The 12979-nt window shown below is 72.5% G+C and carries 9 protein-coding genes; 2 read left to right on the forward strand and 7 right to left on the reverse strand.

Translation table 11 applies throughout. The features are described from left to right. Positions 1–12: 12 nt before the first annotated feature. The 5 genes from BLW43_RS00080 to BLW43_RS00100 form a co-directional block, all read right to left on the reverse strand. A complete protein-coding gene (locus BLW43_RS00080; protein ID WP_093247462.1) occupies positions 13–1524 on the reverse strand; it encodes a D-alanyl-D-alanine carboxypeptidase in 1512 nt (503 codons plus the stop codon). A 100-nt stretch (positions 1525–1624) separates the two neighbouring features. Then, positions 1625–2227 (reverse strand): nicotinate-nucleotide adenylyltransferase, encoded by a 603-nt coding sequence (locus tag BLW43_RS00085; protein ID WP_245730891.1) that lies wholly within the window; start codon positions 2225–2227, stop codon positions 1625–1627. A gap of 163 nt (positions 2228–2390) precedes the next feature. Next, a complete protein-coding gene (locus tag BLW43_RS00090) occupies positions 2391–3359 on the reverse strand; it encodes a 4-(cytidine 5'-diphospho)-2-C-methyl-D-erythritol kinase (RefSeq protein WP_425441156.1) in 969 nt (322 codons plus the stop codon). After that, the gene (locus BLW43_RS00095) at positions 3349–5058 is read right to left on the reverse strand and encodes a tetratricopeptide repeat protein (protein ID WP_093247464.1); all 1710 of its coding nucleotides are present in this window, start codon (positions 5056–5058) and stop codon (positions 3349–3351) included. The genes BLW43_RS00090 and BLW43_RS00095 overlap by 11 nt, the downstream gene beginning before the upstream one ends. A 93-nt stretch (positions 5059–5151) precedes the next feature. Further along, the gene (locus BLW43_RS00100) at positions 5152–6804 is read right to left on the reverse strand and encodes an electron transfer flavoprotein-ubiquinone oxidoreductase (protein ID WP_093247465.1); all 1653 of its coding nucleotides are present in this window, start codon (positions 6802–6804) and stop codon (positions 5152–5154) included. A gap of 189 nt (positions 6805–6993) precedes the next feature. Here BLW43_RS00100 and BLW43_RS24540 point away from each other — a divergent pair, with 189 nt between their 5' ends. Together BLW43_RS24540 and BLW43_RS00110 are read left to right on the forward strand one after the other, a co-directional pair. Beyond that, positions 6994–9399 (forward strand): methyl-accepting chemotaxis protein, encoded by a 2406-nt coding sequence (locus tag BLW43_RS24540; protein WP_093247466.1) that lies wholly within the window; start codon positions 6994–6996, stop codon positions 9397–9399. 13 nt (positions 9400–9412) lie between these two features. Beyond that, a complete protein-coding gene (locus BLW43_RS00110; protein WP_093247467.1) occupies positions 9413–11011 on the forward strand; it encodes a chemotaxis protein CheW in 1599 nt (532 codons plus the stop codon). A gap of 37 nt (positions 11012–11048) precedes the next feature. On the opposite strand, the gene BLW43_RS00115 is transcribed toward BLW43_RS00110, so the two are convergent. Next, positions 11049–11294 carry a DUF2312 domain-containing protein gene (locus BLW43_RS00115; protein ID WP_093247468.1) on the reverse strand — a complete coding sequence of 82 codons (246 nt, stop codon included), beginning with the start codon at positions 11292–11294 and terminating at the stop codon, positions 11049–11051. Between the two features lie 168 nt (positions 11295–11462). After that, positions 11463–12968, reverse strand: a complete 1506-nt coding sequence (locus BLW43_RS00120; RefSeq protein WP_093247469.1) for a UxaA family hydrolase — start codon at positions 12966–12968, stop codon at positions 11463–11465. Between the last annotated feature and the right edge of the window lie 11 nt (positions 12969–12979).

Here is a 12979-nt window from a genome sequence, read left to right on the forward strand (position 1 = left end):
GAACCCGGCGCGTCAGTCGAAGCGGCGGGTCCAGTCCGCCAGCAGCGCGCTCTCCAGCGTCACCGCCCGGTTGCGCCACGTCCGCGCGCCAATCCTGCTCCCGTCGATCTCCGGCGTCGCGTCGCGCCGCGCCATGTCGTTGGCGAAGTAGGCGAAGGCCAGAACCCGGCCGGACGGCGTGAAGACGTAGCCCGCGAGCCCGCGCACGAAGTCCATCGTGCCGGTCTTGGCGTGGGCGACCGCGCCCTCGGGCGCCTCCTCGTCGAAGGCGTGGCGCGGCAGGAGCGCCGCGAAGCCGGCGGGGTCGGCCCGGTAGGCGGCGGCGAGCAGCTCCGCCATCCGCCTCGGCGAGACGCGGCTTCTGGCGCTGAGGCCCGAGTGGTTGTCGAAGGCGATCTCGGCGTCGAGCGGCGCCTCCAGCCGCCCGGCGGCCCATCGGTTCATCGCCGCCGCCGACGCCGCCATGCCGCTCCCGGTTTCTCCGCCTTCCCGCGTCGCCGCGATGCCCAGCACCTCCGCCGTGAGGTTGGTGGAGTGGTCGAGCATGTCGACGACGATCTCCTCCAGCGGCCGGCTCAGGCGGCGCGCCACCGTCGCGCCCTCGGCGGCGGCGCCTCCAGCGCCCTCGGCGGCGGCGGCGCCGAAGACCATCCCGGCGCCCTCCGCCGCCGTTCGGAACACGTCGGCCGCATAGGCCGCCGGCGCGCGGACCGGCAGCCACAGAGCACCGTCGCCGCTCAGCGCGCCCTCGCGCACGCGCCAGCCCTCGCCGCGCGCGTCGGCGGCGTAGGCGAGGGCGGGGCAGCCGCATTCCTTCGGCGCCGTCTCCAGCCGCACGGCGCGGGTCTCGGGGCTGTGGCGGTCGGACTGGGCGAGCAGCGCCACCGCGCCGTCGCGCGTCCAGCGCAGGCGCACCCGGTTGAAGTTGAGGTTCAGCGCCGCGACCGCCGGGTTGTAGGCGGCCCGCTCCGGCTGGTCTGCGTCGATGAGCGGTGCGACCGGCCCGGCTCGGACGACCAGCCCGCCCTCCACCCGGGCGACGGCCTGGGCAGCGTCGCGCGCCAGCGCGGCGAGGTCGGCGCTGTCGAGCTCCGGGTCGCCGCCGCCCACCAGCGCCAGATCGCCAAGGATGCGGCGGCCCTCGATCGGCCCCAGCGCGCGCGCCGTCGTGGCGAAGCGGTGGTCGAGTCCCAGACGCTCCAGCGCATAGAGCGCCGTTGGCGCCTTGGCGACCGAAGCGGGCGCGAAGGGCGTCGCCGCCTCGAGCGCCGCCAGGCGCTCGCCCGTGCGCGCGTCGATCACGGCGTAGCCGACGGCGCCGGTCAGACCGTAGCTCGCGGCCTGCGGGCCCTGCGTAGCTGCCTGCGCCCCCGCATTCCCCGACGCTGCGCCCGGCGCCTGCGTCGCCGCCGGGCGCGGCTCCGGCGGCGGGGCCGTGCGCGGCGCCTCGGCGCAGGCCGTCGTCGCGGCTAGGACGAGCGCGGCGGCGGCGAGCGCGCGCATCGATCGATGCAGAAGTGTCATGGGTCCAGCATGGCCAGATCCCGGCGCGAGGGCCAGAGCGATCCTGCACGGTCCCGGCTCTGGTCCCAGTCTCGGCCCCGGCTGCGCGCGCCCAACCGGTTCAGGGCCAGGCCCCGCTCTGGCGGATGCGCGTCGAGCTTTCGCGAGACATCGGGCCGGTCAGCAGCGTCCAGGCCGGGGCCTTGCGTCCCGCCAGCGTGCGCGCCGCGCCCGCGGGCAGGCGGCTCTGCGCGAAGGCGCGGGCCGCCGGCGCGAGGCCAGCGTAGAGCTGCTCGCCCGGCCGCGCCAGCACACCGATCGGCACGGAGCGCATGATGTGCTCCCAACGGTCCCAGCGGTGAAAGCCCGCGAGGTTGTCCGCCCCCATCAGCCAGACGAAGTTCACCCCCGGATGCCGCGCCTTGAGGCTGTCGATGGTGTCGGCGGTGAAGCGCGAGCCGAGCCGCGCCTCGACGTCCGTCACCGTGACGCGCGGGTGGCGCATCATTGCCCGACAGGCGGCGACGCGGCGCGACAGCTCCGCGGGGCCGCGACGCTTCAACGGGTTGCCGGGGCTGACCAGCCACCACACGCGGTCGAGCCCGAGCGCGCGCATGGCCCAGAGCGTGATGTGCGCGTGCCCGCCATGCGGCGGGTCGAAGGAGCCGCCGAGCAGGCCGACGCTGAGGCCGCGCGGCGCCTTGGGGCCGTTTGGCGGGCCGATAGGGGGCAAGCGGCTCTCCCGGTGAGCAAGGCGCGCGCGAGGCGGGGCCGCCATAGGGGGGCAGGCGGCGGGGGGCTGTCAATCGCCGGCCCCAAGATCGCCGGCCCGAGGATCGGCGGGCCCAGGATCGGCGGGCCCGGGACCGGCGGAGCCTTCGCTCCGCTCAGCGAGCCGCGCCCGGAACGCCGCCGTCCGCCGGAAGATCGTCGGCGCGCCCAACGCCGTCGTCCGCCGCGCCCTCCCACGCCGCCACAGGGGCCGGCGCCGTCCACCAGCCCGGTTCGGCGTCCCTGATCCTCGCCGCAGCGGCTGTCGCCTGCGCCTGCGTCGCGAAGACGCCGAAGCAGGTGGCGCCGGAACCCGACATGCGGGCCAGCAGGCAGTCCGGCGCCCAGCGCAGGGCGCCCAGCACGCTCGCCACTGCCGGCAGACGGTCGCGCGCCGGGGCCTCGAGGTCGTTGCGCTGCCGCGCGAGCCACGCGACGAGGTCGCCGAGGCTGGCGAAGCGCGCGGGCGCCGCGGGGCCCGGCGGGTTGTCGCGCCGCTCCAGCGCGCCGAACACCGCGCCGGTGGAGAGCTGGCGCAGCGGGTTCGCCAGCACCAACCAGAAGCCGGGCATGAGCGGCGCCGGGCTCAGAGCCTCGCCTGCGCCCCGCATCATCGCAGGCGCCGACGCGAGGCACACCGGCACGTCGGCGCCGAGATCGAGCGCGAGCCGCCCGAGCGTCGCGGCGTCGGGCGCCCGGCCCCACAGCCGCATCAGCAGCCGCAGCGCCGCGCCCGCGTCCGCCGAGCCGCCGCCGATCCCCGAAGCGACCGGCAGCCGCTTGTCGAGGCGAAGCGAGACGCCGGCGCCGATGCCGGTCGCCGCCGCCAGCGCCTCCGTCGCGCGCATCACGAGGTTGTCCTCGCCGCCGCCGAGCTCCATCGCAAACGGCCCGTCCAGGCTCAGCGAGCGGATCGGGCTGCGCTCCGCCGTCAGCACGTCGCCGATCTGCGGAAAGACGGCGAGGCTTTCCAGCGTGTGCCGCCCGTCAGGACGGCGGCCGCGGACATGGAGAAACAGGTTGACCTTGGCGCGGGCGAGGTCCGTCAGCGGGTCGGCGGCGCGCAGACCGGGCTCAGCCGCCATCGCCGGCGGAGGCGGCGCCGCGGGCCGCTTCCGCCTCCTCCTCGAGCACGATGTCGAGCCCGACGGCGAGCTTGCGCTTGATGCGCGCGAGGTCCTTGGGCTCGGGGTCGAGCGAGCGGGCGCGCTTCCACTGGAACTGCGCCTCGAGCCTGCGCCCGACGCGCCACAGGGCGTCGCCGAAATGGTCGTTGATCACCGGGTCGACCGGCGCCAGCTCGACGGCGCGCTCCAGCCATGTCACCGCGCCGTCGAAGTCGCCGAGCTTGTAGAGCACCCAGCCGAGCGAGTCGGTGATGTAGCCGTTGTCAGGCCGCTGATCGACGGCCTTTTCGATCATCGCCTGCGCCTCGGCCAGATTGTGGCCCATCTCGACCCAGGTGTAGCCGAGATAGTTCAGCACCAGCGGCTGATCGGGCTCCAGCTCCAGCGCGCGCAGGAAATGCGCCTCCGCCACGGGCCAGTTTCCGGCGCGCTCATGGGCGATGCCGCTCTGGTAGTAGAGCGTCCAGTCCGGGTCGCCGCCGGTTTCCGCCAGTTCGAGGGCGCGGTCATAGCGCGTCGCGGCCTCATCGAAGCGTTCCGCGCGGCGCAGCTGGTCCGCGAGCGCCAGCTGCGCGTCGAGCGAGGTCGCATTGGTCGCCACCAGCGCCCGCAGCGCCTCGATCGCGGCGTCGGTGCGGCCCAGCGCCTCCAGCGCGCCCGCGCGGCCGATCTGCGCGCGCGCCCAGAGCGGGTCGCTCGCGGGCGTGGCGGCGTAGACGGCGAGCGCGGCCTCGTCCTGGCCGTCGCCCTGCAGCAACTCCGCGATGAGCAGCTGCGCCGGGGCGAGATCGGGGCGCAGATGGGTCGAGAGCCGGGCGTGCGCCAGCGCGAAGCGCCGGCCCGAGTCTCCGCCGAGCGCCGTCGCCACGCCGAACAGCGCCTCCGCGGCGCCCTCGGCCATGGTGGCGACCGGCGCGACCGTCGCGCCGCCTGCGTCGAGCCGGGCGATGGCGGCGGCCATGGTCGGGTCGCCGAGCCGGCTCGCCGCCTCGGTCCGCTCATAGAGTTCGCGGGCCTCGTCGTCCCGCCCAAGCGCCTCCAGCGCGGCGCCGTGGGCGAGCGACAGTCGAGTGGTCGGCCCGGAAGCCGCAGCCTCCGCCCGCTCGAATGCCTCTATCGCCCCCGCTGCGTCTCCGGCGGCGTGGCGCAGCATGCCCAGATGGGCGTCGGCGAAGAGCCTGAAGATCGGCGGTTCGCTCAGCTCCGCGAGCGCCGCCTCGGCCGCCGCGACGTCGCCGGCCCCGAACGCAGCCCACGCCTCCAGAAGCCGCCGGGTCAGCGGGAGGAAGGCGTCGGGCTGCTCCGCGAGCCGCTCCCGCGCGGCAACATGGTCGCCCTGCGCAAGCGCGGCCGCCACCAGCGCGAGATTGGCCACCCGATGATCCGGCGCCAGTTCCGCGAGGCGTTCGGCCATGGCGGCGCCGGCCTCGATCTGTCCCGACGCGATCAGGTTGAGGGCGGCGCCCTCCATCAGCGCGACGTTGCCGGGGTCGGCCTCCAGCGCCTCGGCGTAGAACCGCGCCGCGGCGCCGACTGCTCCCAGCGCATCCGCGCTGCGCGCCGCGAGATAGGCGCCCGGCGCCTGGGCCGCCGCCTGGGAGGCGAGCAGCGCGAAGGCGAGCGCCGCCGCGCGGGAGATCGGGAAAGGCCCAGACATCAAAGGCTCCGGCGTTTTGAGGACTTGTGCGAGACCCAATTGACAATGGGTCGCGCATCGGCGCGCGGCAAGGAGGGCGGCGCGGCGACGCCCTCACATGTTGGGGTAGTTCGGCCCTTCGCCGCCCTGGGGCGTGCGCCACTCGATGTTCTGTGCTGGATCCTTGATGTCGCAGGTCTTGCAGTGCACGCAGTTCTGCGCGTTGATCACGAAGCGCGGCGCGCCGCCCTTGTCCTGCACCACCTCGTACACGCCGGCCGGGCAGTAGCGCGTAGCGGGCTCGGCGTATTTCGGCAGGTTCCAGGCTATCGGGCGCTCGGGATCCTTGAGGTGCAGGTGGCAGGGCTGCTCCTCGGCGTGGTTGGTGAAGCTGTAGGCCACGTTGGTCAGGCGGTCGAAGCTCAGCACGCCGTCCGGCCTGGGATACTCGATCGGCTCGTAGCGACTGGCGCGGCCGGTCGCCTCCGCGTCGGACTTGCCGTGCTTCATCGTGCCGAACGGGTTCCAGCCGACGAGGCTCGACAGCCACATGTCGAGCCCGCCGAGCGCGACGCCGCCGGCGAGGCCGTATTTCGACCACAGGGGCTTCACGTTGCGCACCGGGCGCAGGTCCTTCGCGATGGGGCCGCTCAGCACGTCCGTCTCATAGGCCTCCAGCGCGTCGCCGCCGCGGCCTTCCTTCAGCGCCGCCGCAGCCGCATCAGCCGCCGCGATGCCGGAGAACATCGCATTGTGGTTGCCCTTGATGCGCGGCACGTTCACGAAGCCCGCCGAGCAGCCGATCAGCGCGCCGCCGGGGAAGGCGAGCTTCGGAATCGACTGCCAGCCGCCCTCCGAGATCGCCCGCGCGCCATAGGCCACCCGCTTGGCGCCCTTCAGCAGCGCCGCAACCTCGGGGTGGTGCTTCCAGCGCTGGAACTCCATGTAGGGGAACAGGTGCGGGTTCCGGTAGTTGAGGTGCACCACAAAGCCGACATAGACCTGATTGTTTTCAAGGTGATAGATGAAGCCGCCGCCGCCGGCGTTGCCGCCCAGCGGCCAGCCCATCGAGTGCGTGACATGGCCGGGGCGGTGCAGCGCCGGGTCCACCTCCCACAGCTCCTTCATGCCGAGGCCGTACTTCTGCGGCTCGCGGCCCTCGGCCAGCGCGTATTTCGCGATGGCCTGCTTGGAGAGCGAGCCGCGCACGCCCTCGCCGAGCAGCACATAGCGCCCGCGCAGCTCCATGCCCGGCTCGTAGGACGGACCGGGGACGCCCTCCTTCGTCAGGCCGAACTCGCCGGCGACGACGCCGACGACCTCCCCCCTGTCGCCGAAGATCAGCTCCGAGGCCGCGAAGCCCGGGAAGATCTCCACGCCCAGCGCCTCCGCCTGCTCCGCCATCCAGCGGCAGACGTTGCCCATCGAAACGATGTAGGCCCCGTGATTCGACATGAATTTCGGCAGCAGCGCGTTGGGGATGCGCAGCGAGCCGGCCTCGCCGAGAATCCTGAATTCGTCGGACGTTACCGCCGTGGCCACCGGCGCGCCCTGCGCCCTCCAGTCCGGCAGCAGCGCGTCAAGGCCGGAAACGTCGAGCACTGCGCCGGAGAGGATGTGCGCCCCGACCTCCGAGCCCTTCTCCAGCACGACGACCGAGATTTCGGGATCGATCTGCTTCAGCCGGATCGCCGCCGAGAGGCCCGCCGGCCCCGCGCCCACGATCACCACGTCATAGTCCATCGCCTCGCGCTCGATCCCGCTCATGTCGCCCTCTCGCTGCATTGCACACGGGAACTATCCCTCGGAGGGTTCAAGATCAATTGTCGGTCGATCCGATGCGGCGAAAGCGCGGCGCCGCATGCTCAAGCCACATCCCCATCCGAACTTTAATCGTGCCTTCACCGCACGCCGTTACCGACTGCTTCTGGGTCTTTGGTCCGGAGAGAACACCTTATGTCCGCCGATTTCGCACCGCCCCGCGACGCCGCCCTCGTGACGGCGCTTCTCGACGACCGCATCGCCATGGCCCGCATGGCGCCGGGCGATTGGCGGATCCTGGCGTGCAACGCCGCCGCCGACGCGCTGCCCGGCGGCCGCGACGGGCTTGCGGCTGCGCTCGTCGATGCAAGGGACGCGGCCGAGGCGGCGCTCGCGGAATGCATGGCGGACGGCGCGGCGCCGCTTGCGCTCACGCTCGACGGCCGCGCCTTCTCGGCGCGCATCGCGATTGAGGAGGGCGGCGCGCTTCTGCTGGCCGGTTCGCTCGACGCTGCGCCGACCTCGGCGGGGTCGTCCGACGGGCCCGCCGCCGACGAACTCGCCGGTCTGCGCGCCATGGCGGAGGCGATCGACACGACGCGATGCGTCATCGAATACGACATGGACGGCGCCATCGTCCGGATGAACGACAACGCCCTGTCTGCGCTGGGATATTCCGGGCACGAGGTGCTCGGCCGCCCACGCGCCGCGATCCTCGCCCCGGGCGAGGCCGCGGGCGCCGAGGACGGGTCGTTCTGGGCTGATCTGCGTGCGGGCGGCACTGTCAGCGGCGAGTTCAGGCTGGTTGGCAGAGGCGGCAAGCCGCTCTGGTTCAAGGGCGCCCACGCGCCCGTCGCAGGGGCGGCTGGCGCGATCACCGGCGTGCTGTGCGTCGCCGAGGACGACACCGAGGAGAAGATGCTCCTCGCGGCCAGGAACGGCAAGATCAACGCGATCAGTCTCTCCCAGGCCGTGATCGAATTCGACATGAGCGGCATGATAATTGACGCGAACGACAACTTCCTCAAGTCGATGGGCTATACGCTGGATGAGGTCCGTGGCCGCAATCACGCGATGTTCGTCGACCCGGCGCTCGCAAAGTCGAAGGCTTACGAGGAGTTCTGGGCGCGGCTGGGCCGCGGCGAGTCCATCCGCGACGAGTTCAAGCGGTTCGGTCGGGACGGGCGCGAGGTCTGGGTCCAGGCAGCCTACAACCCGATCTTCGACCCGGTGGGCCGGCCGTGGAAAGTCGTCCAGTTCGCAACCGACGTCACCCGCGACAAGCTGCGCAACGCCGAGTTCGAGGGCAAGGTCGATGCGATCGGTCGAAGTCAGGCGGTCGTCGAGTTCGACTTGAAGGGCAACGTCCTGACCGCCAACGACAACTTCCTGCAACTCCTGGGCTGGCGGCTGGACGACGTCGTCGGGCGGCACCACCGCGTGTTCTGCGACCCCGAGGACGTCCAGACCGACAAGTATGCGGAGTTCTGGGAGCATCTGGGCCGCGGCGAGTACCACGCCGGGGAGTTCAAGCGCATCACGTCCGGCGGCAAGGAGGTCTGGATCCAGGCGACCTACAACCCGATCTTCGATCTCGATGGCCGTCCGATGAAGATCGTGAAGTACGCCGTCGACGTCACCAGCGCCAAGCACCGCGCCGTGGAGTTCGAGAGCAGGTGGGACGCGGTCAACCGCGGGCAGGCGGTCATCGAGTTCGACCTCGACGGCAACGTGCTGACCGCGAACGACAACTTCCTGCGAACGATGGGCTATTCGCTGCGTGAGGTGAAGGGCAATCACCACAGCATGTTCTGCACCGGCGACTATATCCTCTCCGAGGAGTATCGCGACTTCTGGCTCAAGCTCGGCAAGGGCGAGCACCATACAGGGCGCTGCCAGCGCGTCGGCAAGTTCGGCCGCACCGTCTGGATCCAGGCGTCCTACAGCCCGATCCTGAACCTGCGCGGCGAGGTGGTGCGGGTCGTGAAGTACGCAAGCGACGTCACGCGCCATGTCGCGCTGGAGGAGCGCATCGCCGCGAAATCGGAGGAGATGCGGTCGGTGGTGGCGCTGCTGACCGACTCGATCGACGAGATCAACGGCAGCACCGACGCCACCAAGTCGCTCGCCGGCGAGACCCAGGGCAACGCAGAACGGGGCTACGAGGCCCTGAAGAACGCGATCAGCTCCATCGAGCTGATCCAGAAATCCTCCAGCGAGATCTCCGAGATCGTTCAGGTCATTGTCGAGATCGCCGGGCAGACCAACCTGCTCGCCTTCAACGCCGCGATCGAGGCGGCGCGGGCGGGCGAGCACGGCGTCGGCTTCTCGGTGGTCGCCGACGAGGTGCGCAAGCTCGCGGAGCGGTGCAGTCAGGCCGCGCGCGAGATCACCAAGCTCATCGACGAATCGGCCAAGCGCGTGGACCAGGGCACCGAGCGGTCCCACCTCGCCAAGCAGGCCTTCGAGGAGATCGTCGGCAGCGTCGACCGCACCGGGGCGGCCATCAACGGCATCGCCGGTTCGGCGCGCTCGCAGCGGGAGGTGTCGGCGCGCGTCGCGGCGCTGATCGGCGAGCTCACCGGCGTCGCGGCGGCCTGAGGAGGGCTGAGAGATGGATGGCGGCGTCGCGCCAGCGACCGTCGACGGGGCGGCGCCGGAGGCTTTCGTTCCGCTGATGACGCTCGGCCAGTTCGCGGCGCCCGCCAGCGAGACGATCGAGCGCACCTTCGGGCTGTTCCGCATCGGCGCGGCGCTCGTCGCGATCCCTGTCGGCGCGGTGCGCGAGGCGACCCTGAACCGCCCGCTCTCGGCGCTGCCGGGGGCCTGCGACGGCATGCTCGGCGTGCTCACCCTGCGCGGCGACGTGATCCCGGTGCTGGACCTGCGCCGCGTCGTCGGCGGCGAGGTCGGCGGCCCGCCCCAGCCGATCATTCTGGTGGTGCGGCTGCAGGGGCATCGGCTGCTCGGCTTCTCCGCGGACGAGGTCTGCGGCATCGCACGCGCCGCGCCGGGCCGGATCGCCAGTCTCGAGACGCGCTCGCTAGGCGACGCGACGCTCACCCCCGAGACGCTGGTGGTGGGGGAGGAGGCGGCCGCCGTCCTAGACATCGAGCGCATCGGCGCCCTGCCGGGCGTGCCCCTCGGCATGGAGCAGGCGCCCGCCGGCCGCAACCGCGGCGGCGACGACCTGCGCGCCATGCTGACTTTCCGCGCCGACGAGGCCTATTTCGCGGTCGACGCCCTGCGTGTCGAGGCGGCGGTGCCGCGGCAGCCGATCCGCCGGAATGCGCTCTCGCACGGTCCCTGCATCGGCGTCATCGAACGCCAACGACTCGAGATCCCGGTGCTCTGTCCGAGCGGCGCGCTCGGCGTGGGCGAGGCGCAGCACCCCGCGGAGGCGGAGGTGGTGATCCTGAGGCTCGACAACGGCGCCCTCATCGGCCTGGCGATGGACGAGGTGCGCGACATCCGGCGCGTGCCCGGCGGCGAGATCGTCCCCCTGCCGCAGGGATGCGCGGGCGGCTTCTTCAGCGGGCTGATCGCCGAGAGCGAGGGCGTCCAGTCCCTGGTGCTCGACCTCGCGGCGATCTCGGCGCGGAAGCTTTTCGTCGACCTTGCCGCCATGACGCGCAGCCTGTCGGACGGGACATGCGCGGAGGACCGGCTGGCGGCGTCGACGCGCGGCGAAACGGGGCGCCCGGACGCAAAGGGCGAGGCCGGAGAGGCCGACGTCGGCGCGGCGCCGGAGACGGTCGCGCGCAGTGCGGCGGAGCCGCGAGGCGTCGTCTCCGACCGCCGCCAGCACCTCGTTTACGAGGCCGGGTCGGAATTCGCGACGCCGCTGACGGACGTGCGCGAGATCACGCCGATGCCGCCGAAACTGGCCCCGCCGCCATCCCGCCGCGCCGGACTGCTGGGCGTGTGGCGGCATCGCGACGGCGCGACGCCGCTCTACAGCCTCGCCGGCGCCCTGGGCCTGTTCCCGCCGCAGCGCGAGACCCATGTGCTGATCGTGGAGACGCGGTCGGGCTGCGTCGGCTTCGCCATCGAGCGCCTGAACTCCATCGAAACCGCCGTCTGGAGATCGCGTCAGGTGCGCGAGGACCATGCGCCCGGCGACGTGCTGGTGCGAATCGGGGTGGGAGAGGGCGCCCGCGCCGTCGCCAGGGCCGACCTCGCTGCGCTCGCCGAGACGCTGCTGGAGCGCTGAAGCGCGCGGGTCGCCCCGGCGCCGGGGCGGGCTGCGCTCAGGCCATGCCCAGCGCGGCCTTGTAGAGTTCCAGGATCGCCTCGTGCTCGGCCAGGTCGTCCGGGTCGGCCTTGCGGAGCTTCAGGATCTGGCGGATCACCGAGGTGTCGAAGCCGAAGCCCTTCGCCTCGGCCATGACCTCCTTGATCTGCTCGGCGACCGCCTTCTTCTCCTCCTCAAGCGTCTCCAGCCGCTCGACGAAGGCCCTGAGCTGTTCGTGGGAAAGGGTGTCGGGGCCGGACATGGGCAGCGCTCCGTGGATGAGAGACGTCCGCGCGGGGCGCGGTCAGGCGCGCTGTCTAGCGAGCGCGCGCCGGGCGGGCAAGGCGGGCGGGCAAGGCGGGCGGCCGGGGCGGGCGGCCGGGCGAGCCGGCCGGAACGGGAGACGGCGCGCGAGCGCGGCGCCGCGCGCTCACATGACGGCGCCGATGCTCCACGGCACGAACTCGTAGTCGCCCAAGCCCTGCGCCTCGGACTTGGTGCGCTCGCCCGACGCGACCCGCAGCAGGGTCTCGTAGATCTCGCGCCCCTTGTCGTCCACGCTCACGCCGCCGTCGAGGATGTCGCCGGCGTTCACGTCCATGTCCTCGACCATGCGGCCGTACATTTCGGAATTGGTGGCGATCTTCAGCGTCGGCGCGGGCTTGGACCCGAAGGCGGAGCCGCGCCCCGTGGTGAAGGCGACCAGGTTGCAGCCCGAGGCGATCTGGCCCGTCACGCTGGCGGGGTCGTAGCCGGGGCTGTCCATGAATCCGAAGCCGGGCTTCGTCACCGGCTCGGCGTACTTGTAGACGCCGGTCAGCGGGGTGGTCCCGCCCTTGGCGGCTGCGCCGAGCGACTTCTCCAGAATGGTCGTCAGCCCGCCCTTCTTGTTGCCGGGGGAGGGGTTGTTGTCCATCGAGCCGCGGTTGCGGGCGGTGTAGTCCTCCCACCAGCGGATCAGCTCGAGCAGCTTGTCGCCGGTGGCGCGGTCGACGGCGCGGGCGGTGAGCAGGTGTTCGGCGCCGTAGATCTCCGGCGTCTCCGCCAGCACGCCGGCGCCGCCCTGCGCCACCAGCAGGTCGCAGGCGCGACCCAGCGCGGGGTTGGCGGTGACGCCCGACCACGCGTCGGAGCCGCCGCATTGCAGCGCGAGCTTCAGCGCGGAGGCGGGGCAGGGCTCGCGCCGCGCCGCGTTCGCCAGCGGCAGCATGGCGCGGATCTTCTCCACGCCCTTCTCGATGGTGCGGCGCAGGCCCGCGACGTCCTGGATGTTCATCACCTGGAACAGCGGCCCCTGCTTCAGGCCGTAGGCCTCCAGCAGCCAGTCGATCTGGTTCATCTCGCAGCCGAGGCCGACCATCAGCACCCCGCCGCAGTTGGGGTGGCGCGCATAGCCCCACATCACCCGCTGCAGCGCCTCGAAGCCCTCGCCCGAATCGGCCATGCCGCAGCCGGTGCCGTGGATGAAGGCGGCCACGCCGTCGACGTTGGGAAAGTCCCGCAGCTCCGCCGGGCCGAACGCCTGCGCGATGGCGCGCGCGGCGGTGGCGGAGCAGTTCACCGAGGCGATCACCGCGATGAAGTTGCGCGTACCGACTGCGCCGCCCTCGCGCCGGAAACCCATGAAGCTGTCGGCCTGCGCCGCGGCGGGGGCGGGGCGCAGGTCTGTCCCGAAGGCGTATTCTCCCGCCACCGCGCGGAAGGCGAGGTTGTGGACGTGGACGTGCTCTCCCGGCGCGATGGCATGCGAGGCGTAGCCGATCACCTGCCCGAACTTGCGCAGCGGCGCGCCCTGGGCGATCGCCCGCAGCGCGATCTTGTGGCCGCGGGGGATGAGCGCCGCCGCCGTCACGCCGGACGCCTGCGCGCCGACCTCCAGCGGGCGGGTGGCCACGGCGACGTCGTCGGCGGGGTCCAGCGTGACGACAGGCTGCATCGGGACGGCCC

This window comes from Rubrimonas cliftonensis (assembly GCF_900107585.1).
Taxonomy (GTDB): domain Bacteria; phylum Pseudomonadota; class Alphaproteobacteria; order Rhodobacterales; family Rhodobacteraceae; genus Rubrimonas; species Rubrimonas cliftonensis.

Bases quoted from the DNA above. Each gene is read 5' to 3' on its own strand.
- BLW43_RS00080 (WP_093247462.1), bottom strand. From the start codon at position 1,524: ATGACACTTCTGCATCGATCGATGCGCGCGCTCGCCGCCGCCGCGCTC.
- BLW43_RS00090 (WP_425441156.1), bottom strand. From the start codon at position 3,359: ATGGCGGCTGAGCCCGGTCTGCGCGCCGCCGACCCGCTGACGGACCTC.
- BLW43_RS00095 (WP_093247464.1), bottom strand. From the start codon at position 5,058: ATGTCTGGGCCTTTCCCGATCTCCCGCGCGGCGGCGCTCGCCTTCGCG.
- BLW43_RS00100 (WP_093247465.1), bottom strand. From the start codon at position 6,804: ATGAGCGGGATCGAGCGCGAGGCGATGGACTATGACGTGGTGATCGTG.
- BLW43_RS24540 (WP_093247466.1), top strand. From the start codon at position 6,994: ATGTCCGCCGATTTCGCACCGCCCCGCGACGCCGCCCTCGTGACGGCG.
- BLW43_RS00110 (WP_093247467.1), top strand. From the start codon at position 9,413: ATGGATGGCGGCGTCGCGCCAGCGACCGTCGACGGGGCGGCGCCGGAG.
- BLW43_RS00115 (WP_093247468.1), bottom strand. From the start codon at position 11,294: ATGTCCGGCCCCGACACCCTTTCCCACGAACAGCTCAGGGCCTTCGTC.
- BLW43_RS00120 (WP_093247469.1), bottom strand. From the start codon at position 12,968: ATGCAGCCTGTCGTCACGCTGGACCCCGCCGACGACGTCGCCGTGGCC.